This window comes from Chryseobacterium edaphi (genome assembly GCF_025628985.1).
Taxonomy (GTDB): Bacteria; Bacteroidota; Bacteroidia; order Flavobacteriales; family Weeksellaceae; genus Chryseobacterium; species Chryseobacterium edaphi.
In genome coordinates this window covers 51,662-76,651 of the sequence record NZ_JAOTEM010000001.1, presented here as the reverse complement: position 1 = coordinate 76,651, position 24,990 = coordinate 51,662, and the positions used below count along the sequence as shown (strand labels likewise).

Sequence of the window (24,990 nt, the reverse complement as noted above, 5' to 3'; positions counted from 1 at the left end):
TAGTTTTTTTATGATGATGTTGTCCAGTATTTTTGCGCTCCCTCTTCCCAAATCGTCAATCCTTCAGCATAATATTTTCCGAGAGATCGTCCTTTTGAAAATGCTTTGAATCCCTCAACCCATATTTTCAAATCTGCATCATACTGTACTCTTAATGCTGTTTTTCCCATTGGTTTGTTACCGTCCATCTGACTATTGTAGATAAAAAGCTTTTTAGGAAACTTCCTTTTCAGTGCTAAATATTTTTCAAAAGTCAATCCTGTGTATTGAAAACTATCCATGATGATAAATCGGGGACTTTGGCGTTTATCAAGGCGTTTTATCAATTCTTCAGGCTCTTCTTTGATCAGTTGAATCTTTCGCTTACATTCTGAGACTTGATGCCTTCGCCACGCTTTCTGCATTGTAAGGCTGTCTCCCTCTTCTAATGAATTATAAAGAACTCTGTCAAACTTTGATAATGCTTTGGCGAGTTCAAGAAGAAAAGAGGTTTTACCGTTTCCTGAGTGACCGCTTATGAACCAAGTTCCGGAAGCTTCAGGCTCATCAAAATTGTCAAACCATTCGCCATCCCATGTGATCAGATCATACTTCTTTGAGAGTAGGTCTGTTGATGATATGGCTTTGCTCACACTGACTGTTTTGGAAGGTTCAACACTTTTCTCACTAGATTCTCTGTCAATGGCTCATTCAATCTTTCAGCTTCACGCATTGCAGGAAGTAATGCATCATGCAGCTCACCGTAATTTTCGCATTCGTCTTGAAGGAATCTCTTCAAATCTCTATCTGCAATACTTGTTAAAAACTCTTTAAAGCGTGTATCAATAGGTTTTAATTCTCTGATTCCGTATTTTACTCGTCGATAAAACTGAGGCATTCCGGAAGCGTTTTTATTTTTGAGCTTTTCAATTTTGGTAAGAAGCTGATTGGTTCCGATCATTACAAGTCCGCACTTTCCGTAAAGGTGGTCGTGCATTTCCTTGACATTGCAAAGTGTAGCCTGTTTCATGTACTCTGACTCGTCCCATACTACCGTTGGATTTCTGCCGTCAAGTTTCAGCCTGATAAGTTCCTTTGTAATGGTGTTCAACTTTTTAGACTTGGAACCGGAAAGAGGCAATCTCATAGCAACTCCGAGTTTATCCATCAAATCTCCGATAGTGTCCATAGAGCCGACAGTGATTTTAAAATTGTCTTTAGGATTTTGCTTGATAAAAATATCTGTACAATATGTTTTTCCGCTTCCTGTACTTCCAATGATTATCGTTGTATATCCGTATTGTTTTGCATCTTCGAGATAAGAAATCATCTGCATAAATTGCGGGGTTTGTCTTGGCTGCCAAGAAACTTTGTTTTCGGGATCAAAACCAGTTACTTCGCAGATCATTCTGAAATACTTATCATCAATCTGTACATCTTTACTACCCGAATTGATGAAATACTGATTTTTCCTCATGTATGACAGATAGCTCGAAGGAACGCCCGATTTTGTAGCAAATTCATTCGCAGAAAAATTATTTTCCGATAACCATTTTTCCAATGATTCTATAATTTTGTCTTTAACTGTATTATTCATGATCTAAGTTTAAATATTTGTTAAAATCCGTTTTGCTACTCAGGTAATCATTCTGTTCCTTTTCCCAATTCGTTTCTACTGTTTTTTGTTCTGTTTTATTTTGTTTTGCTAAAAGCTTCTGAGCGGGTTCCAATCGTTTGGAGTTTCGTTGATCTTTGTGTTGTCCTCTGCTGTCAACAATCAGCATTTTTGCGAGCGTGTGATCAAGCTCCGGACTCTGAATAAACATCTGATTAACTATTCTGCTGTCCTCTGCCTGAGTTTCCAATACTATTTTTTTTGCATCTTTATTGAAATCTCTGATCTTTTCAAGCTGCTCACTGTCTCCGTCTTTGCGGTCATAAAGTGCCATTGGCTGAACGTATTTCTGTTGGAGAATGAAGCTTATATTTTGCTTTTCATTGTAGGCTAAAACTTCCTGAAGGTTGTTTGAATCAAATTTGATCGTCCAATCTAAATGAGCATTCATTCTGAAATTGATATCAAAACTGTCGTACTCCATCTTTCTTCCGTTGATTGCTACATGCAGACCGTTGTGGCTTAATTTATTGGTGAATCCTGTAGTTTCTCCGAAATGCAGTAAATACTCTTGTTGTGAAATTGCTTTTTTAGCATCTTGAGGCATTTCTGCATAGGCTTGAAGATATTGATCCTGTAATCTTTCACGCTCCATTTCAATCATTCTCATCAACTGCATCATGCAACCTTCCTGATCGGGGAATGAGTGGCGAATTTTATTCAGGTACTCATCATTTGGCTGAACCTTCGATTTGATTCCCTGACCGCTCCAGTTTGGTGCGAGTTGGCAATACGTTTTATTAAAATGCTTAAACCACGGCTCAATTACTTTAGATTTTGCGTTTCCAACTTTGGCAGGTGTAAATTTGTCTGAAACAATCTCGTAAAACGATGTCATTTCCTTTTTTGCGTAGTTATCAGCCTGAATCTGTAATACTTTGTGCTTTGATCCGAATAACTCTTCTGTGTGTTGCACTGCATTTCTTAAAGCTGCTTTGATCAACTGTGCATTTTCCTGCGTTCCAATCGCATAACCTACAGGATATTTTACGGAAGGATCAAGAACAACCACCATCGTCAATCTATTGTGATAAGTCGTTGTAGAATTACCTTTTAAGTTGGTAGACGATTTCTGATAGAGCAATTCAGCATCCCAACCATCGACAGTCCAAAATAGCATTGGTGAAGTCGGAGCTGATCTCTTAACGTGCATTGCGATTGCGTTGTCAAATCCTTTTTCTCCTTTGGTTCCTGCATAAACCAGTAAATTCCATTTTTTTCGGTAGTTCCCGATTGTCGAAGCAGATAATTCCGGAAACTGTTGAACTTTTGCAACCGAATTGTAAACCATTGCGATCTGTTCGTTATCAAAAGTCCTGTGATCTCTCAATAAACTTCTCAACAATGCTTCCTGCTGACTGTCTTTAACTTTTGAAGCTTTTTTGTTTCCAAAATTTTCAGAGACCAAAGCTGCATAACTCTCTTTTTTAAATTCATCAAGCTTTTCCTTCAATCGTCTTGATGATTTCGGCAAGGTATGTCCTATCTGATCTTTTACTTCAGCAACGGCAACCGCTGCATCGTTCCAAATTTCGGTTAAACCTCTTTTTCCGTTTCTGCTCTTTACAAACGCTAAAGTTTCTTTAATGTAAATCTCTAAAGCCTGAAGCATTTGAGCGTTTTTTACATACTCTTCCTGCTTTTCTGTAGACAATGTTCTATATTCATCGAGCAGATAGTAAGCGTAAAAATCAACCGCTTCATAATCATCTTTGTAATAATTTAAAATCAGATTCTGAGTGCATTTCTTTGGAGGATATCCAAGTTTCTTTACAATCTGAACTCTGAACCGTTCTGGGATGCTATCGAATTCTACCTGAGCCTTATTTCCCAAACCACGACCTGTGACCATCTTGTTTATTTTTCCAAGACTGCATAACTTTTTATAATTAGATTCTGACATGATATCAGAATTTTCATATAGTGTGGTAGCGGGTATTGTTAAGGTATTTTGGTAAAAATTATACATCTTTTAAACGGTGTTTAAATTGCTCCTTACGGTAGAATCGAACTACCGAGAAACCATTAAGGAATTATTGATATTTTATACTGATTGGAAAACCGAAAAGTAAATTGTAAGAAGCTTTTTGCTTTTCCCCTGTTTTTGCATCTGTAACAGGAATTGTCTTGATGCGAAAGATGAGTTGAATGAATTTTTTCATAACTTTATTGTTTTAGTAAATTTTTACGACTCTCTATAACGGTCTGCAATGCGTTGACAGATTCAAAATGATTCTTCTGATACACCCTAAAAAAGGATTTCTCTGCCGAACCTGCTGAAATACTAAGCATTTCACCGACTAACTTCCAATCACCTCTTCTTTTATCAATTAAAAGAGATTCTAACACCTGTAAATGTGCTTTTTCTTCGTCCGTCTTTGGAACAAAAGAAAACTTTGATTTTGTAGGTATTTCTACGGTATTTACGGTTTCCCCCATTTTGATATATTTTAATGTCGTATTTTTGTCTTGTTAATGATACAAATATCGTAAAGTTTTGCGAAACACAAAATAATTAGTCGTATTTTTTTGCGATATTATCATAAGTGATTGAATATGAATGGAATAAATTTGCGAATAAAACAATTAATGGAGGTTTTCGCTGATGGAAACAGGTCAACATTTGCGAAAATGTTAGAAATTGGCGAATCAAATGTAAGAAGCTATCTCAATGGAACTGAGCCAAAAGCAAATGTAATTGAAAAAATATGCGTTTCGCTCGCAATAAATCCCGAATGGATAGTTTTGGGTTCCGGACCAATGCAAAAGTTAAATAATATTGTTGCTGAAGGTAAGTCTGACTACCAAAAATTCCCCAAAGTTATTACCGTTGATTCATCAAATCAGGATAATATAGTACTTGTACCTCAGACTTTAAAAGCAGGATATTTATCAGGCTACAACAATCCTCAATTTATTCAGAAATTACCTTCTTATAGGATGCCGGGATTAAATAACGGTATTTTCAGAATGTTTGAAATAGAAGGAAATTCAATGTTTCCTACACTGCCAAATAAAAGCTTTGTGGTTGGTCAATTTGTAGATGATTGGATTAAATCCATTAAAGACAATCAGATTTACGCAATTATTTCTAATGAGATAGAGGATGGTTTTGTAAAAAGATGCACGAACCGTATAGAAAAGTACGATAATTTAATGTGTAAATCTGATAATAGAAGATCTTATCCAACGCAAAATATTAATCCATCCACTATAAAAGAAGTTTGGGAGATTAAACTTCACTTAAATTTCGATCTACCTGATCCTGCTGACATTTATGACAGAATGAATGATCTGGAAGCTGAAGTACAACAAATGAAACGTCTACTACCTAAATAATACCCCACAGTACCATTAAAATTTCTGAAACCTCCTATTCATGGTAGTTTTCGCTATTTTATGCGTTATAAATAGGGTGTTGAGTTTTACATAAATCTACTTTTTTATGCTAAAAATAACATCAATTAACATTCAAGTTCACATTTTTTAACTTAGTTATGGTAACTCCAAAGGTAACCGCTAAGGTAACCGCTATACTTTTCTTTGTCAAAATCATATGTATTTTTAAATCCTGTTTAAATCCTGTTTAATAGCTTGCAGAAGCTAAGTAAGTTGAATGTATTAATGCACGAAAACGCCCAAAAGCTACTATAAAAACACGTTTTTGGGCGTTTCGTTGTTTGTGTGGTAGATGAAGGTTTAGATGTAGTAGTTAATGTATTTGACTATGGTAGTAAAATGGTAGTAAAATGACGTTTTGTTTTTTATTTTTTTTCTTAATGAATTTCACTTTTTCTCTTATTCATCGGCTTTTCCGCTTTTTTTTGACCATTCTTTTTTTGACCTTTTGTTTTATGCCCTATATAATCTAGATAAAGATAAGACATTTTGCCCTGAAATGTTATTTCTGAATAGTAATTTTTCAAAACTTCAAAATCGGTTTCAAATATTTGTAACCGAAAATCAAAGACTTAAATAAAATTTAAAAATAATTTCACTACTTTGTATTGCATATTACCATTTTAATTACATATCTTTGTAATGTAGAATCAGAGAAAGTTTATCTAGCTAGGAACCAAAACTGATTTTATATAACTAATTAACAAACTTAATAAAGATGAATACTGAAAATACCAAAGCGCAAATGCGAAAAGGGATTCTGGAATTCTGTATTTTAAGCCTCATCAACAATCGCGAAATGTATGTTTCCGATTTAATAGATGAACTGAAAAAAGGAAAACTGGATGTAGTGGAAGGAACCCTCTATCCTCTTTTGACCCGATTGAAAAACGGAGAATTTCTCTCTTACAGATGGGAAGAATCTACGGGAGGACCGCCAAGAAAATACTACCAAATCACAGAAAAAGGCAAAACTTTTTTAGCTGAACTGCAAAACACCTGGAAAGAACTGACAGATTCTGTAAACCAAATCACTCAAAAAATTTAAAAACAAAAGCTATGAACAAGACACTCTCAATAGGACTCGCAGGTTTTTCTTTCACAATAGAAGAACACGCATACATAAAGCTCAGCGATTATCTTAATGCACTGAGAAGCTCTTTGGACGCTTCTGAAGCAGATGAGGTAATGCACGACATAGAAATCAGAATGGTTGAAATCTTCAGAGATACTTTAGGAAAACGTGAAGTAATCAATGATGGTGATGTAGAAAGAGTAATCGCTCAAATCGGTTCTCCGGAAAAAATCGAAGAGCAGGAAGAAGCATATTATTCTGAAAAAAATACTAACTCAAACAGAAATAATTTTTCAGGAACTACCCACACTGACAAAAGACAATTGTTCCGTGATCCTGAAAGACAAAAAATTGCCGGAGTTTGTGCAGGTTTGGCTCATTACGTTGGAATGGATATAACTGCAATGAGAGCAATATGGCTAGGAATCTTCGTTCTTGGAATCTTTACTGCAGCAATTTCTTCGTCATTAATTGGCCTTTTGTACATAATTCTTTGGATCGTTTTACCAAAAGCAGAAACTGCAGCCGATTTTTTGAAAATGAAGGGAAAACCAATGAATTTTGATAATTTAAAGGAAGAATCTAACAAATTGGTTCAGTTTGCGAACGAATCCACGCAAAGAGTTGGTGAAATTTACATCGAAAACAAACCTTACATTAACAATGCAGGAAGTGGGATTTGGAATGTGATCAAATATTTTGTAGGTGCAATATTTGCCATCATGGCAGTAAGCAGTATTATTGGAGTATTTGTAGTATTCGGTCTTTTCGGAATAGATTCAAATTTTCCTGGAGCTAATGAGATGAAGTTCTATTTTGATGACGATGGTCTGTATAAAGTTTTAGCAGCTTTAATTATTATTGGTTCATTAATTCCAGCAATTCTCTTTAGTTTATTGAGCATCAAAATTTTCTCGCCAAAAACCAAATTGAGAAATATTGGTTGGGTAATTGGGGCTTTATTTATTTCATTAATGGCTTTAGGTGCTTATTTCGGAGTAAGCATGGCTAAGAAAGAGATGTTTATGAAAGGTCACAAGGAAGACACGGAAGAAGTTGCAATCAATACTTTGTCAGACAGCATTTATGTTGATGTGAAAAATGTAACGATCCCACAAAACTTCATTGGATATGATGATGATCTTTATTCTGATAAAGTTTCTGTTTTCAAGAAGGATTGGATTCATGTTGATATCACAAGAAAAGCTAACATTAAAACTCCTTATTTAATCATTAAAAAAGAAGCGAAAGGTTATAATATACCTTTGAACGCAAGTGTTCCTGTGGAAATCGTTGGCAATAAGGTGATTCTTCCAAACTATATCAAATATCCTTATGAACATCGTTTCAGAGATTACAGCATTGATTATGAATTGGTAATTCCTCAAAATGCAGTCGTAATTCCATTGAAGAAAGACGGAATCAACTTTGACGGAGACACCGACGGAAACGGAATTAATGATAATGATGAAGAAGACAATGATGATGAAAACGGAAATATTTCTATTGAGAAAAACAAAATCTCTATCAACGGTTCCACCATAGAATACAGCGATAACGACAAAGACAGCGTAATTATCAACGGAAAGAAATATCAAAAGAATGAAGCCGAAAAAATAATGGATACCATGAAGATGAATATTGATAAAATGAAAGATGTCGACATCAAAATAAAAGACGGTAAAAAAGAATTTTCTATCAAAACCAAATAATTAAACTTGAGAGAGTGGCAGAAGGTGTGGATGAATAGCAACAGTTTGAAACCCACACTCTTCTACTCTCAATAAAAACGAAAAAATTTTCAATAATTAGTGGTTTATATGCCAAAATAGTCTTATATTCGTAAAAAATTTAACCAACACAAAAACATCAAATCATGGTACAAGTAGTTTTAGAAATCGCAGTAAAAATCGCAGATTTAATCAGCGGATTATTTTAAGAGCCATAATATTTCAATATATTTGTAAAGTGTAACCATTGTTTGGTTATACTTTTTTTTGTTTTAAAATTAAATTCATGAAAAAGCTGATTGGCAAACTGATGCTAAAAATTCTTGGGTGGAAAGTCGTTCTTCAGGGCGATGTCAACAGTCTCAACCGTTGTATTCTGGTTGTAGCTCCTCACACCCACAATATGGAATATCTTTTGGGAAATCTTGCCTACTGGACTTTAGGAAAGCCTTTGAAAATAATTATCAAAGATGCTCACACGAAAGCTTGGTATGGTTCTGTAGTCAGAGGTTTGGGAGGAATTGGTATCGACAGAAGCCAAAAAAATGATCTGATCAATTTTGTAGCCAATGAATTTAAGAAAGATGATTTCAGTTTAGTAATAACTCCTGAAGGTACAAGAAGCTGGGTTCCGAAATGGAGAAAAGGTTTTTACCATATGGCTTTAGCTGCAAAAGTTCCAATCGTTTTAGCTGCAGGAGATTTTAAAAGAAATATTGTTTACCTAGGTTACACGATTCCATACGAAAGAATTGAATCTGCATCGTTTCTGGAAATCATGGAGGAAATTCAGAATTATTATATCAAATACGACATCGGACCAAAAATTCCTTCTAATTGGAATCCTAATATAATTGGGGATGAAGTTAGAAGTTAGAAGTTAGAAGTTAGAAGTTAGAAGTTAGAAGCAAAATTACTCATTACTCATTACTCATTACTCATTACTCATTACTTATATAAACATGTATACAGAAGGCAAAACAAAAGAAGAAATATTAGAATTTATTAATAATTGGGGAGAAGAAACTTTTGCAAAAACTCTAGATATACAATTCATTGATATTGATCTTGAAAACGAAACATTGACTGCAACAATGTCTGTTTCACCAAAAATACACCAACCTTTCGGAATTATGCACGGTGGAGCAAGTTGTGTTTTAGCAGAGACGATGGGTTCTAGCCTTTCTAATATTTTCATCGACGGAAGCAAATATTTCGGAGTAGGAACAAATATCAATTCTAATCATTTGAGAAGTAAAAAAGACGGAATTGTAACGGCTGTTGCAAGATTCATCAGGAAAGGAAAAACAATGCACGTTTCAGAAATTGAAATTCGGGATGAAAAAGGTCAGCTAATCAATCATACGACAATGACGAATAATATTATTAAAAGGTGATAAGCAAAATTAAAATATAGAAGGCTCAAAAAAATTTGAGTCTTTTTTTATTTATTAGCTGCAACCTTTTGAGTTTTCAGCATCTTATAATAAAATAACGACCATGAGAAATTTAATTTTACCTTTTCTACTTATACTGACTTTACTGTTTTCCTGTAGAAGTGAGGATTATGGATTGCTTGAAAAGAAAGTCAACTCGTATGATGTATATATCGCTGGTAAAGAAAATAACATTGCTTGCTATTGGAAGAATGGGATTAAAACCAATTTAGTCAACGGCAATGCTATTACTCCTACCAAAATTATTGTTGAAAATAATGATATTTTTATTTTCGCAGTAAGTGATGTCTCCCCAGATAACTTTTATATTTGGAAAAACAATGTTAAGATTGACATTAATCAGTATATAGGAATTAATATCAATACTTCAAATCCATCAGAATATCACCATATTATCAGTGATATGTGCATTGACCAGGGAAATATATATCTTTTAGGAGTAGTGCGTAGTCCCATTATTCAAATATTTCCAAGCGGAAGTAATGTTTATACTACTGAACTTTGTTATTGGAAAAACGGTATAAAAACATCTCTATTTGTTGCGAATTCTCCATTTGACCAACCATATATTACAATAAGAAATTTTACAGTATACAATGGAGAAGTATACGTCCCTGTTCATAAAATTTTAAATAAATTTATCGATTCTCCATATGAGTTGGGTTATTTTAAAAACAATACTTATCATATGATTGCATCATTATCTGAACAGAAAAGTTTTAGACATATTTCAAAAAACTTAAATGGTATTTATCTATCAATTTACGATAATATTAATAACAATACTTATTATAAAAATCTTATAAACAATACTGAAAGCTATTTTTCTCTATCGACAAAAAGTAAATTCCATATTGATGGAAGTGATATATATGACTTTAGCAGTGGGCAGAATTACTTTAAAAATGATATTGCAATATCTGTAACATATGCAACAGGATTTAATAATATTGATGATTTAAAAGCACTCGATCAAAATGTTTATCAAATCAGATCCAATCTGATCAATGATAAAAAAGAATCGTATAAAGTCTATATAAATGATACTGAAGTTCAACACATTAATGCCATCAATGGTGTTTTCACCTCCATTTTTGCCGTTCAAAACTAAATAGTATATAAATAAAAAAAACTTACAACGAGCTCACCTAGATATACAGAAATTTTTTCTTATCAATCAAAACAGCTGCACAAAACTTTAAAAAAAACACAAATCAATTATATTTCAAATCTATCTGCAACCTTTTTAGTTTTCTGCATCTTATAATAAAATAACGACCATGAGAAATTTAATTTTATCGCTTTTATTAATACTGAGTTTAGTATTTTCTTGTCGTGCTGAGAGAGATGAGGTGCTTGAACAAAAAAACACATCATATGATGTTTATGTCGCCGGACTGGAAAATAACAAAGCCTGTTTTTGGAAAAACAATATTAAAACTGATCTTGCTAATGGTGACAATTTAAACACCAGACAAATAATTGTTGAAAATAATAATGTTTATATTACAGGTATTCAAATAAACAATACTGATAATGGAATACATTTTTTTTGGAGAAACAATGTAAGAACAGACGTTAAACAATATCTTAATATTCCCAATAATGCTCAATATAATATTGAAAGATTTACTGTCAGTAACGGAGATATTTATTTTGCTGGATATGTTGAAAACCCAATTCCCGCAAGTCCATTAGAAAAATATGAACTTTGTTTTTGGAAAAATGGAGTAAAAACTGTTCTCTCTAAAAGTCAATACGTTTCCACAGCTCGGAGTATTTTTGTAGATGGCTCAGATGTTTACGTTTCTACACACAAATTTGACGGAATAGGATACTTTAAGAATACAACATTCAGCATGGTAACGGCATATTACATGCATAATTTTGCTAAGAACAATAACGGTATACATCTCCTATTTCATAAGGACAATAAATATTATTCGAAAAATCTAAATACAAATGCCGAAACCTTAATTGGTGACTACATCAATCCCATTGCTATTTGGGGGAAAATCATCTCTCATAACGCTACTAATGATTTATATACAATAGAAAGTTCCTATGGAGATTCATATTTTAAAAATGGTTCACAAATTTCCCCTGCATTTTCTTCACTACCATACATTCAAGACCTTTTTGTCTTAGACAATAATATCTACATGATAAAATATGATCCAAATATAAATAATCCTAATTCAACTTATAATGGAAAAGTATTCATTAACGGCATAGAATCGCAAAATATTACGAATATAAATGGTGGAGGATATTTCAATTCTATCTTTGTTGTCCAAAACTAATACAAAATGAATACACACAACTGGCAAAAAATCTATCTCGAACATTCCCCAAAACTTTTGGGGATTTGTCGAAGATATATCGCAGACTTACAGACTGCGGAAGATCTTTTGCAGGACAGTTTTATCTTGGCAATGCAAAAAAGCCATCAGCTGAAAGATGAAAAAGCTTTATTTGGCTGGCTCAAAACCATTGTTGTGAATAATGCTTTACAATATATTCGAAGCAGCTCCAAAGAAATTTTCGTATCAACAGAAATATCAGAAATACCGGAACAATTGACCGAAATGAACAACTCTTCCACAGAAAAAAATCACGTTTTAGCCTATGATTTCACCAGAGAAGAACTGTTGAAGTCTATCGACAGTCTGCCATTGCATCACCGTTCGGTTTTCAATTTATATTTTATCGAAAACAATTCTCATCAGGAGATTGCAAAATTATTAGGAATCAATGTAAATACTTCAAAATCGCATTTACTGAGAGCAAAAAAATCTGTTCAGAATTATTTATTAAACAATTTCGTCAATCAGAATACTCCGAAGAACAGTAATAAGATCACACAACTGTTTATATTTTTGGGATTGGGCGGCTTGATGTGGGCACAGACTTTTCAAAGCAAATTTTCCGATTTCAAAATTACTCCGTCAAATAATCTTTCAATTCCGGATGATGTTTCGTTAAATACCGTTTCTTTTTCAGGTTCGGGCAAAAGTTTACAGAAGAAACTGGTTATTACCGCTACATTATTTCTTACACTTTTTATTTCAATTGTGGCATTTGAAGAAAATAAAGCATCTAAACAATCAGTTTTACAAGAGAAATCTCTGGTAAATAATGAAATAAAAAATAATTTAATTGATAATAAAAGTAATTTTTCCTCAGAATCAAAAACAGAAAGTATTAAAAAAACCGATCCTCAAAATGAAGGATTAAACAAAATCAATGTAGATCAACAAGAAGAAAATCAAGAGACAATTTCAAAATCTATTCTTACAAAAGAAAAAAAATTACATCCAAAAGATTCCGCCGAAACTGTTTCTCACAAAGTAATTGTCATAAAAAAAGTCATCCAGAGAGACACCATTTTTATTGAACGATCAAACTAATAACCTCAACATGTTTTTAAAAACCATAATTTTCATTTTTACAATTTTATCATTACAGTTCACAGCGCAAAAAAGAAAAACAGATACCGTATTTTTATATGAAAAAGTGATTGTCTACGATACCGTTTATTTGGAGAAAGCAGTGAAAAGCAGATTCAACGATGTCCAAATTTCTCTTCCAACTGTAAAAGATCAACCTGTAGAAAACAGAATTTTCAAAGCAAGGAAAACAACAACAACGAAAAAAACTTTTCTGCAAAGCTTTCAATACGGTATGGAAGGTGGAGTCGGTTTTAAAAACACAACTTGGGCAAGAGAACTGAATAATGACAAACAGCAATTCGGAGAAAATTTAGGAATATGGGTTTCCAAAAGTGTAAGTCAAAATTTATATCTGCTGTTATCTGCCAACGTCTATCGCTGGAACTCCACATTTGATCTGGATGCTAATAAAGAAGAGACTTATCTTGACGGATTTTATTTCACTCAAGACAGTCAACCTCTGCTTTTTCAAAGATTTAATAACAAGCATTTTGAATATACAGCACAGCTAAAAGTCTTGTATGAATGGAAAAAATTCAGACCGTTCGTAGGATTTGCTGTCAATAGAAACAGTTACAAAATGCAGTTTTTGGTTCCTGAAAACCAAGTTTTAAACAAATTAGATGATTTCAAAAGCAAAAACTTCAATCTGGGATTTTCATTCGGACTTCAATATCAAATTTTGCCGAAAATCATGATATCAGCAGATTATCAACAGTTTTCTCTGAATAATTTATCTTTAAAAAACAGCTCATTTGATTTTGACATTTTTAAGACTAATAATACCTTTGCTGAACGAAAACTGAATTTTGGAATTTCTTATTCCATTTCCAGATAGTGGTTTTCAAAAAGCATTGAACTTATGATTTATTTCAAATTTCCTTTTGACGAAAAACTTTATTCAACAGACGAAAGTTCAGATCAAAAATCGGTTATTTTCAAATCTTTTGATCAGATTGAAAGTATTAATTTTAACGGAAATATTTTCGAAGTAAACAACGTTGCAGAAACTTTCTCCAGCAAATTATTAGTTCAAGAAAAATCTAATTTTTCAGAAGAAATACATGAAGAATATTTAGAAAAACTTCAGGAAGTAATTCAGGTTATTAAAGAAAACGATCTTCCAAAATTGGTTCTTTCACGAAGAAAAATTTTTAAAGATTTTACTGACATCAATTTAAATGAAAGTTTTAAAAATCTTTGCAAAGCTTATCCGAATGCGTTCAGATATATTTTTGTAAAGGGTGAAGACTCATGGATTGGCGCTTTCTCGGAAGTTTTAGGTAAATTCAATAAAACGACTTACGAATTTGAAACGATGAGCTTAGCAGGTACGATTCCTGTATCCGAAAACTGGTCTGAAAAAGAAATTGAAGAGCAAAAACCTGTGTCTTCTTACATCCGAAATGTTTTGGAAAAATTTGATTCACAAAATGATATTTACGAATCGGAAACTCACGATCATATTTCAGGAAACATCAAACATTTGAGAACCGATTTTATGTTAAAAATAAATCCGGAAGATCTCGATTCGATTATTCAGGAACTTCATCCGACTCCGGCAGTTTGCGGAATTCCAAAAGAATTCTGTAAAGAGAAAATTGAGCAATTTGAAAAATTTCCGAGAGAATTGTATGCAGGATTTATCAGAATTGAGACTGACGAATTCATCCAATATTTTGTGAATTTACGTTGTGCAAAATTGTATAGCGACTCTGTACATCATTTCGTAGGCGGCGGAATTACGGCTCAAAGTAATCCTGAAAAAGAATGGATTGAGACTGAACTGAAATCTGAAGCAGTTTTGAAAAATTTGTCATTTAGAAATTAATAAACCTTAAACTTTGTCATTCCGCAGGAATGCAATGCAAAAGATTCCTGCGAATGACAAACATACTATTGATTTTTAATTGCGAAAATATTCAATAAGGAATTAATATACACAAAAAATCCTCTCTCAGAGAACTAAAAGAGGATTTATTTTTATAATTTATGTAAAATAATTTGATTATTGTTTTTCTAAAACAATCCTGCTTATTTCTACGATATCTGTTTTATCGACATTCAGTTTTATTTTGGTTATCGTTCCATCAGTGTCATTTTGTCCAACATTATCTAAAGCAAAAAACCTCTTTTTACAGAGGTCTTATTTTAAGGCACTTTAGTCATGATCACATTATTTGGAATACTAAATACAGGCTTCCCATTGTATGCAGGATTTTTATCCTCTCCAAAATGCGATGCTCGTAAGAACAATTTAATTTTAGGAGCTTCAGCAGCACCGTTTAATGTTATTAGAGAAGGAAGTAATTCAATCCTGCAATCTGCATTAAATACGCCATCGCCTATCTCTTTGATTTTAATCTGTGAAAATATTTTTTTTGATTTTTTACATCATCATAAATAAGATAAAAACCATTTCTTTTTGGTACCAGCTTAATAGTATTTGTAGACCATCCTCTTTGAGGATGAAGCAACATATCTTTACTCATATAAATGCTATATAAAAAGTTATTATATTTTATGCTATCTTTCTGAACAATGAGGTCTGCTTTTTCATCAATTGATATAATCAAACTATCTTTATATTTTAGCCTTACTGTATCATAGAGGATTTTAGGTGTCAGAAATAATGTATCCTTTCTTTGCTCCCAAATTCCATAAGAAAAGCTTTCGTAAGTATCATATGAATACCAATATCTGTATGAGTTATCTTTCTTCAAATCTATAAAATAGCGTCCCCAATCATTATCTCTATATTTACCTATGAAGTTGCTTTTGCAGGATAACAAAATACTAAAAACAATGAATAACCAAATAAATTTTCTATACATTATGGCAATTTAGTCATGATCACATTATTAGGAATACTAAATGTAGGCATCCCATTGTATGCAGGATTTTGATTTTCTCCCAAACGTGATCCCAGTAAATAAAGATCAAACTTAATCTTAGGAGCTTCAGCTCCTCCATTTAAAGTTAATACAGAAGGAAGTAATTCTATTCTGCAATCTGCATTAAAATACGCACCGCCCTCAATAAAAACTCCACCACCTATTGCCTGTGGATAATTTACTGTTACTGTTACTCTGCCATAATCTCGTGTATTTCCTCTCAACAGTTTACCGTCAACGCTATTGAACGAAGGGTAATCTTTAGTCGGTGATTCGAAAACTAACGTGTTATTAATAAATTTTTTATACTTAAAGGATATGCCATCTCTGTAAACATTTCTATTCATATCTGGAATATTAAAATGATGTTTTGTAATTTTAGTCAAAACAATCTGAAATTTCTCGTTACCATTGACATACTCCCATGTTCCCGTAAAGTTATTAAGATAGTTATTAACATCTTTGAGATAATAATTTCCTGTTTTATCATAATCTTTGGGCAATGGAGTATTAGAGGCATAGTCTACTACAATTTGTCCTTTCATAAATGATGTTATACTTATTAGTATCAACAATAGATTTCTTGAATATTGTATCATAAATATTTTATCTTTCATAATTGAGTTTTTATAAATTGCAAGGTATCTTAGTAAAGCTAAACGTACCATTTCCGTTGTCTATTAATTCTAATTTTTTCCAACCTCCATAAGTATCTTTATTACCCTCGTATAATTCTATACCAAGATCTTCATCTTGCATGAAACGAAGAAATCCTGTCACCTGCTGCTCATAAGTCGAGGTTGGTTTAATATTATAATCTTTATTTCCTGTAAATTTTTCTATAAATTCATCATATTTTGTAGTGTTTGAATCTTTCACCATATTCGTATATCTTATAAGAAAAGCATCAAGTTTTGTCATATCAGTAATTTTCATTGCAAAAAGACCTATATTGGTAATCGCTATATCAATTGCGTTTTCCGGTTTGTTTTTTCTGAAGGGATTAATTGAACCTGTTTCAATAGCTCCGGACCAGAGAAGTTCATTCAAATCTCCTGGTGTGAATATACCAATATGTTCCGGATTACTTGCTAAATGATTGTGAGCTGTACCATACGATTTATAAAGTAAGTTAATATTTTGAAGCTGTAAAAGCTTATAGTAATCTCCAAAAGAAACATTACCATCGTTGCCGCCACCTTCTACAACGGGAGACGTAGGTGCTGTAGAATCATCATGAAGTACAAAACCTTTTTCCATTGCTCCATTAGGAATATTACTTTTCAATGTATTCATTTTATCGGTAAAACCTGTCTTATTTTTCAAAGATTGTAATTGGGTACACGGTGTACTGCTATTACCCAATTCCAGATTTGGTAAGGTAGGTACACCTTCACAACCGCCGCTACCTGTTCCCGTTGAAGGATCTTGCGGACCTGTTAAAACTCCTGGACTGGTGCAGTTACTCGGTGTTCCCGGTTGTTCTATTGCAGGACTTCCCGGGTTGCCTGCATATCCGGGACCTGTGGCTACAGGATTTCCTGCACTCGGATTATTCGGGTCTTCAATATTATTGCATTTATATACAGATATGGTATATACTTTCGGTGGTCTTTGTCCGGTTGCCGTGGCATCACAAGATCCCCATGTTTCTACATTAGAACCGTTGTGATCTCCCGAGTAGCAAGATTCCCATATCGTTTCGTCTACATATCCGCAAATCCATGAGGTGGTTTTATTGATGAGTCCGCCATTGTTATAAGTACCCTTGTTCAGTTCTGTAATCGTTACTTTTCCTTTGGTATCTACACCATTTCCGGCTGCCAAAATCTGTTTTTCCTGTGGCGTAAAATTATAAACAAACAGCAATTCTTTATACGTACCGTCTGTAAGAGGAGTCAGCACCAAATTTTCTAAAGGAGCATCGGCAGGAGCGTTCTCTCTCTATTGATTCGGAAAGTGTAGGTATGATAATTCGGTCCGTTCTCGATATAGATCACATCATCGGTATTGATGGTAACACCGTTTCCGTAATTCACAACTTTACCTTGAGTATCGTTTTTTTCAAAAGACTCAATCCCTATTTCTGCTTTCTTTAGCTTAGGAAGAAGTTGAGCTTTGTGCTTAGATTCGTCAAGCGAAATTCTTTTGGAGGCGAGCTGAAATGCGCTCGTGTTGTTGTAGGTTTCCTGCTCATGGAGAATATCCTGTCAGCATGAATTGAGAAACAGTGCGACGGTCATTACCAGACAGAGTCTGAGAAATAAATTTTTCTTCATTATTTTATTGTGTTAGAAAATACTTTTACAATATTAAAACATTTTTACAAATCATTACATAACTTTTTCGAAAAAAATATTACTTTTGCTGCTATAATTACAATTTATAGTTATGGATACTATGGAAACCATCATTGAAAAAATAAAAGAATACCGCAAGAAGAAAGGCTTTTCTCACGAAAACATGGCAGAAGAGTTACACATCAGCCAGGCAGCCTACAGCAAAATAGAAAAGAACGAAACAAAACTGACAGTCGACCGATTGTATCAGATTGCAGAGATTCTGGAAGCTCCGGTTTATGAATTATTGGACGCAAATCCAAATAACATTTATAATCAGCAGAATTTCTATGATGCTTCTGTAGGTTATCAGGATATTCAAAATCTTTATCAGGAAAATAAAGACAAAACAGAAAAGATAGAATCTCTGTACGAAGAGAGACTAAAAGACAAAGATAAGATGATACAACAACTGCAAGATATTATCACCACTCTAAAAAAGTAAACAAAAAGCAGTAAATATTGATTTATTTTTTATCATTGCGCAGTAATCTTAATATTCAATGTAATGCAAAAGATTCCTCCGGAATGACAAACATAATGTTGATTGTTTAATTGTATCAGATGAAAAAAAACTCATTAAACATAAAAATCCTCTCTCAGAATCTGAAAGAGGATTGTATTTTATATCTGAAAAAGATTATTTCTTTACTCCGATTTTGCTCCATGTATTCATGATGAAGAGTACAAACAGTCCGATAACACCACAAATAATAGAAATTACATACTTCATGTTGTCTTCTGAAGAAATCTCAGAATGCCAATCTATTGCGTAAATATTGATTGCGATAACTACAATAAAAATGATTAAAAATACTTTATAAAACTTCTGCATGACTTAAAAATTAATATAATTCTGCACTAACTGTGCAAAGTTTGCTGTAAATAATTTAATTGAAATTGCTAAAAGGATAATTCCGAAAACTTTCTGTAAAATCGACAAAGTCGCCTCTCCCATTTTTTTCTCTAACCACGGAGCTGATTTCAGCACCAAATATACGAAAATTGTATTGAGAACAATCCCAAGAATGATATTGATATCATGAAATTCTGCACGTAATGACAAAGTTGTCGTCAAAGTTCCCGCTCCTGCAACCAATGGAAAGGCAATCGGAACAATTGATGCCGCCTTTGCTTCGGTTGTTTTGTTGATTTCAATTCCTAAGATCATTTCTAAAGCAATAATGAAAATGACAAATGCACCAGCAATCGCAAACGAATTGACATCTACACCAATGAATTTCAGGATTTTATTTCCTACAAAAAGAAATATGATCATGATCAATCCTGCCGTAATAGATGCTCTTTTTGCCTCAATTTGTCCGAATTTTTGTTTTAAACTTACAATAATAGGAATAGATCCGATGATGTCGATCACCGCAAAAAGTACCATAAAACAAGTCATTGTTTCTTTAAAAGAAAAATCCTGAAGAATCTCCATTATTCGATAATTATTAATTTCGCAAAATTATGAATAAAAAATGATTATTTGCTAATCTGAGAATACAAATTGATAATATCTTTCAGAAGTTCACCAATTCCTTCTTCAGATTTCACTGGCGTATATTTTTCAATCTGAATTCTTTGGGATAGATTTCTGTATTCTTCTGCTACAGAACTCCCTTTATAGTTTTCCAGAAACTGTCTGAAATCGTCCTTAGAACTTTGGAAATACTGATTTCTAACCTCGGAATCTAACTCCTCAACAGTTTTGAAGAACTGATCAAAACTTTGACTGTCTTTTAGATTTTCAAGATAAGTGAAGTAATCTCCAACATCAGTTTTCAAACTTTCTCTTATTTCTCTTTCAGTTTCAGCGACTGATCCTAAATCTTTTGGAGCTGATTTTTCTTTAATTATAATGCGTTTTTTTTGCCAATTTTTAAACAACAAATACGCGATAACCAATCCTAAAAGAATTCCAAAATTGATAAAAAGAATACGCCAGTTAAATTTGCTTTTTTCTTTTACCTTAAAGGTTGTCGTCTTTAGAACAGGACTGTTAACTGTTTCCAAAAGTGTATTGGTATATTCATTTACTTTCTCCACGGTTGAGCGTGATTCTAAAACCTGATCGTGAGAAAACGCTGTGAGACTCAATGTTTCCTGACCAAGATTGACGTATTCTTTCTCAGCAGGATTAAAAAAAGCAAATTCTTCAGTTTTAATATTTAGAATTCCTGTCCTATTAGGAATTAAAACATAATTAGCCAGAATATAGCCTTTCATTCCTTCTACACCTGCATTGACTCTCGATGTAATTTTCGGAGCAAAAACTTCGTAATCTGCAGAGTTTTCGATCTTTGGTAATTCCATATCGGATAAATTACCTTCTCCTGAAACTTTCAGAACAACATTGACAGGTTTTTTAGCCTCAATTTTTTCCTTCGATTCGTGATAAACGTCTACTTTAAAATTTCCTACTGCATTTTTAAAACATTCAGGTGAACCTTCAGGAAGTTTTTTCACATTCAGCTTTACTTTGTTGGAAACAATTTTATTCTTGTGAGAAAAACTGTTCACAGAAGCAGATACAGATGGAACTTCAACATATCCAGACTCATTTGGAAAAACAATAAACATGGCAAGAATCTGCGAAGGCATATTTCCGTAACCGGAAGGATCAATTTCAGATTTATGAAAATTGATAGGATGCACATTGAGATTTTCCTGCTCTGGAAGATGTATATTTTTTACCTTTCTTAAGTTGTCAATACTTTTGGAATATACTCTTAAAACCGCAACCGTTGGCTGATCCTGATAAACATCTTTATCTTCAATTTCCATATTGAGATAAACATCATTATCTGCATTTTTAGCGATTGGCTTTTTCTCAATATCTCTGATGAAGATATCGAAAGGTTCTGTTTTATAAATTTTGTTGTTTACTGTAACTAGTACAGAACCGATTCTTATTTTACCTCTTTGCTTAGGTTCAAGTGCGATTCTTGTAATATACTGTTCTACGGCAACATTAGATTCAGGATCTCTTACCCCTTGATTGAAAGATCCGTTACCGATCATATTGAATTTTGAAAGATCCGGAAGCTGTATTTTACTCTGCTGTACAAGATTATCACCATTTAATTCTAAAATGATGGTAAGATTAACAATTTCTTTACCGTTATAGTCGCTTTTATCAGGTCTCATGGTAAGTTCTACCTGTCCGTAAGTAATTACGGATGCAAAAGTTAACAGTATGTAAAATAATTTTTGTGTCATCACCAATCTTTCTCGTTGCTTTGAGGCATTGAGTAAGAATTCTTGTTTAAAATTCTTCTGGCGGTTTCTTTTTCTTTTTCGCTTACTTTATTCAATATGGCGTTCTCAATATCTTTGGGCATCTTGCCCTGATTATTTTTATTCGGATCGGGGTTATCTCCTTCCGGGCTGTCTCCTTCATTTTTCTGTCCTTTCCCCTGATCCTTTTTGGGATCGCCATTTTTGTCTTTGTTCTTCTGCTGATCGTCACCTCCGCCGCCTTTACCGGATTTGCTTTCCTGATCTTTCTGCTGTTTTTCTTTTTCCTTCAATTTGGCAATTTCAAAATTCTTTCTAGTTGCTTCGTTGTAAGGATCTTGTTTAAGTGATTGCTTATAAAAATCAGCTGCCTTCTCAGGCTGATTCATCTGCATGTAAGTATTTCCCAAGTTATGCAAAGCCGCCGCTTTGTCCGGGATGGTTTGTGAAAGACTTTGCGCTTTCTCAAATTCCGCTTTTGCTTCTTCGTACTTTTTGCTTTTGTACAAAGCGTTTCCTAAATTATAATGTGCTGTAAACTCTTTTCCATTAGATTTTACTGCTTCCATATATCGTGATGATGCACCATCATAATCTTTACCATTGAATTTCTGATTGCCCTCATAAACCAAAGTTTTATAGTTTTTTTGCCCAAACAAAATGTTTGAGGAGGATAAAACAGTCATCAACGACAAAAATAAAATTTTAGTATTCATCACTTGCAAAATTATTCCTTTATATGTTAAGAAACAGTCTCTTAATTGTTAAAATTGGGTTAAAGTATTCACCTTAGTAAGATTTCAATAAAAGCTAATTAAATATTAAAATCTCTTTTAGGATTAAATAGAAAAATGATCACAAAAAAGAAAATAGATACCGCCAAAAAGTACTGATAATAATGATTCGCATTTTGAGATTTCACAATACTTTCAGTAGAAGATGCTTTTTTATTTAAAGCTTCTACAATTCGGTCAGGAGCTTCATTGATATTGTTCCCATCAATGTAACTTCCACCTGTAGACTCTGCGATTTTATGTAAAGCTTCAGTTTGTCTTTTTGAAATTACGGTTTGCCCGTTCATATCACTTTTATAACCCATCAGTTGTCCGAACTCATATTCCGGAACAGGAGCACCTTCATCGGAACCGATTCCGACTGATGTTACGATAATGCCTTCACTATTGGCTAATTTAATCGCTGCATTATCATTCCCTTCATTATCTTCACCATCACTTAATAAAATAACTTTTCTTGAACCTTTATTAATATTTTTAAATTTATCAACAGCAGTTTCCATCGCTTTCAGAAAATCTGTTCCCTGAATTTTTATTGAACCGGTTTCAACTCCATTAATATAAGTTTCTGCCGAATTGTAATCTGTAGTTAAAGGCATGATTGAAGTTGCCTGACCAGCAAAAATAATCATCCCGACTTTATCATTTTTTAGTTTCTGCATAGTCTGGATCACCAGATTTTTTGCTTCAACCAAACGGTTTGGCTCGATATCTTCCGCATTCATCGAGTTGGAAACATCAAGCATAAAAATAACATTATTAAATTTCTGATTGGTCGTCACCTCTTCTGAACCACTTAGCAAATCAATAATTGAAAAAATTAAAAACAATGTCGCTACAAAATATAAAGCTGGAAAAATTTTTATAAATCCTGATTTTTTTTCAAATAAAGCTTCCTGAAAACGGCTTTCTGCAAACAAATCTCTGCTCTTCTTTTTCCATCTTAAATATCGGATGAGAAAAAAAGATAAGACAGGTAAAAGCAGTAACAGTAATAAGTACCAATAATTTCCTAAATACACTTCCATCAGCTTAAAAATTTATATAATACCCATCTTAATAATGCATCCAAAAACAGCATTCCCAAAGCAACCCAAAGGAAAATTTTAAAATATTCCTGATAGTTATAAAGTTTAGAAACTTTCACATCAGATTTTTCAAGCTGATTGATTTCGCTGTAGACTTCTTCCAAACTGCTGTTTGATGTTGCACGAAAATATTTTCCACCGGTTTCCTGAGCTATTTCTCTCAAAACCGGCTCATCAATTTGCACCTGAGTTTCCGTAAAAACCAAATCTCCAAAAACATCAACCTGAGTCGGCATCAATGCAATTCCGTTTGTTCCGACACCAATTGAATACACTTTAATATTGTTATTTCTGGCTAATTCAGCAGCTACTTGTGGCGGAATGGCATTTTCAACATTATTTACACCATCAGTCATCAAAATAATAATCTTACTTTTTGCTTTGCTTGTTCGCAAATGATTTACTGCAACAGAAAGTCCTTCTCCAATTGCGGTTCCTGGATAAAGTTCGGCAGTATTGAGATTTTTAAATTCATCAATTACGACTTGGTGATCAGAAGTCACAGGAACTTTTGTAAACGCTTCAGAGGCATAAGTTACCACACCAATTCTGTCATTCGGACGTTTTTCCACAAATTGGATCGCAATTTCTTTCAATGCTGTCAATCTGTCGGGTGAAAGATCTTTAGATAACATACTCAGCGAAACATCAACCGCAAACATAATATCTACACCTTTAGTGTCGTCTCTATCCTGAGAAATTGTAAACGTTCTCGGTCTTGCCATTGCTACGAAAAGACAGGAGAGAATGATATATTTTGAAACTTTAAGTAAAAACAAAACAGGTAGAATTCCACTGCTGCTGTTCATATTTTGCACGGTAGGAACTTTAATTCCTTTCAGTTTTTTCCTGCTAAAATCTCTGATTAATAACGGAATAAACAAAAGAAATAAAAATAAAAACCACGGACTGTAAAACTCGAAATTAAACATCTTTTCTCAGGTTTTCAAATTCTATATCCTTTGATGATCTTTTCACAAAGTCAGTAATTTCATTAAAATCTTTTTCCATGGTTTGCTGATCGGGGAAAGTTTTGGCAAATTTCACCAAATCACCTCTAAAAAAAACGTCTTCAATAATTTTCTCATTGTCCTGCGAAATCGTATTGTTTTCTTTCATCAAATGAACCAGATCATCGGTCAGCAAAACATCGGCAGGAATTCTATATTGTTTCGCAATAAATTTTCTTGAGATATCAATCAATTCTACATAGAACGAACGATAATTTCCTTCTTCGATATATTTTTTCTTTTTTAATAAATCCAGTTCTTTTAAAGTCTGATTTGTTGCAACGACCGGAGAATCTTTCGATTTCCTTCCGTATTTCACAACCATAAAAATAATGATTATTAAAGCGATCAAAGCTAATGCAGCCAAAACATACCATTTATAAAGCTGCCAATAATCCGTAACATCCAGTTTGACCTCTTTATTATTCATGATATCATTGATCACATCGCCTTTTTGGGCAGTATTTACAACTTCAATTTCATAAGGAATAGTTTTTAAAACTTTGTCTCCAACTCTGAACTCAAGTTCGGGAATGGTATATTTTCCTTCATCAAAAACAGAAAATTCTATTTTTCTCTCATAAGAATTGGGCTGAACTCCGATGCTGTCCTTAATTTCTTCAAAATGAAAAGGCAACAACTGATCTTTGGCAGCTGCTTTTACTTCCTGATTGTTAAGATTATCAATCTTTATAGTAAAACGATTGACTTCACCAAGAGCAAGGGTTTTCTTTTCAAGATTCGAGGAAAGTATCTGTGAAAAAGCATTTGCACAGATGAAAAATGATAAGAGTAATACTAATTTTTTCAATTTTAAATGATCAATTTTGGCAAAAGCCTAATTTATTTTTAAATCTA

General features: G+C 33.2%; 27 protein-coding genes. 11 read left to right on the top strand and 16 right to left on the bottom strand.

Going from position 1 to position 24,990, the window contains the following annotated elements; translation table 11 throughout:
* Positions 1 to 8: 8 nt before the first annotated feature.
* The 5 genes from NZ698_RS00365 to NZ698_RS00345 all read right to left on the bottom strand — a co-directional run bounded on the left by NZ698_RS00365 (position 9) and on the right by NZ698_RS00345 (position 4,093).
* A complete protein-coding gene (locus NZ698_RS00365) occupies positions 9 to 632 on the bottom strand; it encodes a P-loop NTPase family protein (RefSeq protein WP_263000754.1) in 624 nt (207 codons plus the stop codon).
* Positions 629 to 1,576: an AAA family ATPase gene (locus tag NZ698_RS00360; protein WP_263000752.1), complete on the bottom strand. Its 948-nt coding sequence runs from the start codon at positions 1,574 to 1,576 to the stop codon at positions 629 to 631. Before NZ698_RS00360 ends, NZ698_RS00365 begins: the two co-directional genes overlap by 4 nt.
* Positions 1,569 to 3,557: a hypothetical protein gene (locus NZ698_RS00355; RefSeq protein WP_263000750.1), complete on the bottom strand. Its 1,989-nt coding sequence runs from the start codon at positions 3,555 to 3,557 to the stop codon at positions 1,569 to 1,571. The genes NZ698_RS00360 and NZ698_RS00355 overlap by 8 nt, the downstream gene beginning before the upstream one ends.
* Positions 3,558 to 3,687: 130 nt before the next feature.
* A complete protein-coding gene (locus NZ698_RS00350; protein ID WP_263000748.1) occupies positions 3,688 to 3,816 on the bottom strand; it encodes a hypothetical protein in 129 nt (42 codons plus the stop codon).
* A 4-nt stretch (positions 3,817 to 3,820) separates the two neighbouring features.
* Positions 3,821 to 4,093 carry a hypothetical protein gene (locus NZ698_RS00345; RefSeq protein WP_263000746.1) on the bottom strand — a complete coding sequence of 91 codons (273 nt, stop codon included), beginning with the start codon at positions 4,091 to 4,093 and terminating at the stop codon, positions 3,821 to 3,823.
* 117 nt (positions 4,094 to 4,210) lie between these two features.
* Here NZ698_RS00345 and NZ698_RS00340 point away from each other — a divergent pair, with 117 nt between their 5' ends.
* From NZ698_RS00340 to NZ698_RS00295, 10 genes are all read left to right on the top strand, one after another.
* A complete protein-coding gene (locus NZ698_RS00340) occupies positions 4,211 to 4,993 on the top strand; it encodes a S24 family peptidase (RefSeq protein ID WP_263000744.1) in 783 nt (260 codons plus the stop codon).
* A gap of 778 nt (positions 4,994 to 5,771) precedes the next feature.
* Positions 5,772 to 6,101, top strand: a complete 330-nt coding sequence (locus tag NZ698_RS00335; RefSeq protein ID WP_047442550.1) for a PadR family transcriptional regulator — start codon at positions 5,772 to 5,774, stop codon at positions 6,099 to 6,101.
* Between the two features lie 11 nt (positions 6,102 to 6,112).
* Complete coding sequence (locus NZ698_RS00330; protein ID WP_263000742.1) at positions 6,113 to 7,840, top strand: PspC domain-containing protein; 1,728 nt, start codon at positions 6,113 to 6,115, stop codon at positions 7,838 to 7,840.
* Positions 7,841 to 8,144: 304 nt separating this feature from the next.
* Positions 8,145 to 8,735 carry a 1-acyl-sn-glycerol-3-phosphate acyltransferase gene (locus tag NZ698_RS00325; protein ID WP_263000740.1) on the top strand — a complete coding sequence of 197 codons (591 nt, stop codon included), beginning with the start codon at positions 8,145 to 8,147 and terminating at the stop codon, positions 8,733 to 8,735.
* 85 nt (positions 8,736 to 8,820) lie between these two features.
* Entirely contained in the window at positions 8,821 to 9,255 is a 435-nt protein-coding gene (locus tag NZ698_RS00320) for a PaaI family thioesterase (RefSeq protein WP_263000738.1), read from the top strand.
* Positions 9,256 to 9,358: 103 nt separating this feature from the next.
* Positions 9,359 to 10,426, top strand: coding sequence for a hypothetical protein (locus NZ698_RS00315; protein ID WP_263000737.1), 1,068 nt, complete (start codon positions 9,359 to 9,361; stop codon positions 10,424 to 10,426).
* A 169-nt stretch (positions 10,427 to 10,595) separates the two neighbouring features.
* Positions 10,596 to 11,618, top strand: a complete 1,023-nt coding sequence (locus NZ698_RS00310; protein ID WP_263000735.1) for a hypothetical protein — start codon at positions 10,596 to 10,598, stop codon at positions 11,616 to 11,618.
* 6 nt (positions 11,619 to 11,624) lie between these two features.
* Positions 11,625 to 12,725 (top strand): RNA polymerase sigma factor, encoded by a 1,101-nt coding sequence (locus tag NZ698_RS00305; protein ID WP_263000733.1) that lies wholly within the window; start codon positions 11,625 to 11,627, stop codon positions 12,723 to 12,725.
* A gap of 10 nt (positions 12,726 to 12,735) precedes the next feature.
* Positions 12,736 to 13,605 carry an outer membrane beta-barrel protein gene (locus tag NZ698_RS00300; RefSeq protein WP_263000731.1) on the top strand — a complete coding sequence of 290 codons (870 nt, stop codon included), beginning with the start codon at positions 12,736 to 12,738 and terminating at the stop codon, positions 13,603 to 13,605.
* A 24-nt stretch (positions 13,606 to 13,629) separates the two neighbouring features.
* Positions 13,630 to 14,598 (top strand): chorismate-binding protein, encoded by a 969-nt coding sequence (locus NZ698_RS00295; protein ID WP_263000729.1) that lies wholly within the window; start codon positions 13,630 to 13,632, stop codon positions 14,596 to 14,598.
* A 514-nt stretch (positions 14,599 to 15,112) separates the two neighbouring features.
* Here NZ698_RS00295 and NZ698_RS00290 read toward each other — a convergent pair.
* Genes NZ698_RS00290 through NZ698_RS00275 form a run of 4 tightly spaced genes read right to left on the bottom strand, consistent with a single transcriptional unit; the run spans position 15,113 to position 17,700 of the window.
* Complete coding sequence (locus tag NZ698_RS00290) at positions 15,113 to 15,601, bottom strand: hypothetical protein (RefSeq protein ID WP_263000727.1); 489 nt, start codon at positions 15,599 to 15,601, stop codon at positions 15,113 to 15,115.
* Positions 15,601 to 16,260 (bottom strand): DUF6705 family protein, encoded by a 660-nt coding sequence (locus NZ698_RS00285; RefSeq protein ID WP_368407640.1) that lies wholly within the window; start codon positions 16,258 to 16,260, stop codon positions 15,601 to 15,603. The genes NZ698_RS00290 and NZ698_RS00285 overlap by 1 nt, the downstream gene beginning before the upstream one ends.
* Positions 16,261 to 16,288: 28 nt before the next feature.
* The gene (locus tag NZ698_RS00280; RefSeq protein ID WP_263000724.1) at positions 16,289 to 17,566 is read right to left on the bottom strand and encodes a hypothetical protein; all 1,278 of its coding nucleotides are present in this window, start codon (positions 17,564 to 17,566) and stop codon (positions 16,289 to 16,291) included.
* Between the two features lie 8 nt (positions 17,567 to 17,574).
* Positions 17,575 to 17,700, bottom strand: coding sequence for a hypothetical protein (locus NZ698_RS00275; RefSeq protein ID WP_263000722.1), 126 nt, complete (start codon positions 17,698 to 17,700; stop codon positions 17,575 to 17,577).
* 352 nt (positions 17,701 to 18,052) lie between these two features.
* On the opposite strand from NZ698_RS00275, the gene NZ698_RS00270 reads away from it, so the two are divergent.
* Positions 18,053 to 18,445, top strand: coding sequence for a helix-turn-helix domain-containing protein (locus NZ698_RS00270; RefSeq protein ID WP_263000720.1), 393 nt, complete (start codon positions 18,053 to 18,055; stop codon positions 18,443 to 18,445).
* 195 nt (positions 18,446 to 18,640) lie between these two features.
* On the opposite strand, the gene NZ698_RS00265 is transcribed toward NZ698_RS00270, so the two are convergent.
* The 7 genes from NZ698_RS00265 to NZ698_RS00235 form a co-directional block, all read right to left on the bottom strand.
* The gene (locus NZ698_RS00265) at positions 18,641 to 18,835 is read right to left on the bottom strand and encodes a hypothetical protein (protein WP_263000718.1); all 195 of its coding nucleotides are present in this window, start codon (positions 18,833 to 18,835) and stop codon (positions 18,641 to 18,643) included.
* Between the two features lie 3 nt (positions 18,836 to 18,838).
* Entirely contained in the window at positions 18,839 to 19,441 is a 603-nt protein-coding gene (locus NZ698_RS00260) for a MarC family protein (RefSeq protein WP_263000716.1), read from the bottom strand.
* 44 nt (positions 19,442 to 19,485) lie between these two features.
* Entirely contained in the window at positions 19,486 to 21,222 is a 1,737-nt protein-coding gene (locus NZ698_RS00255) for a BatD family protein (protein WP_263000714.1), read from the bottom strand.
* Positions 21,222 to 21,956 carry a tetratricopeptide repeat protein gene (locus tag NZ698_RS00250; protein WP_263000712.1) on the bottom strand — a complete coding sequence of 245 codons (735 nt, stop codon included), beginning with the start codon at positions 21,954 to 21,956 and terminating at the stop codon, positions 21,222 to 21,224. The genes NZ698_RS00255 and NZ698_RS00250 overlap by 1 nt, the downstream gene beginning before the upstream one ends.
* A gap of 98 nt (positions 21,957 to 22,054) precedes the next feature.
* On the bottom strand, positions 22,055 to 23,062 hold the full coding sequence (locus tag NZ698_RS00245) for a vWA domain-containing protein (protein WP_263000710.1): 1,008 nt from the start codon (positions 23,060 to 23,062) through the stop codon (positions 22,055 to 22,057).
* Positions 23,062 to 24,054, bottom strand: coding sequence for a VWA domain-containing protein (locus NZ698_RS00240; protein ID WP_263000708.1), 993 nt, complete (start codon positions 24,052 to 24,054; stop codon positions 23,062 to 23,064). The genes NZ698_RS00245 and NZ698_RS00240 overlap by 1 nt, the downstream gene beginning before the upstream one ends.
* A complete protein-coding gene (locus NZ698_RS00235; RefSeq protein ID WP_263000706.1) occupies positions 24,047 to 24,943 on the bottom strand; it encodes a BatD family protein in 897 nt (298 codons plus the stop codon). Before NZ698_RS00235 ends, NZ698_RS00240 begins: the two co-directional genes overlap by 8 nt.
* Positions 24,944 to 24,990 lie beyond the last annotated feature (47 nt).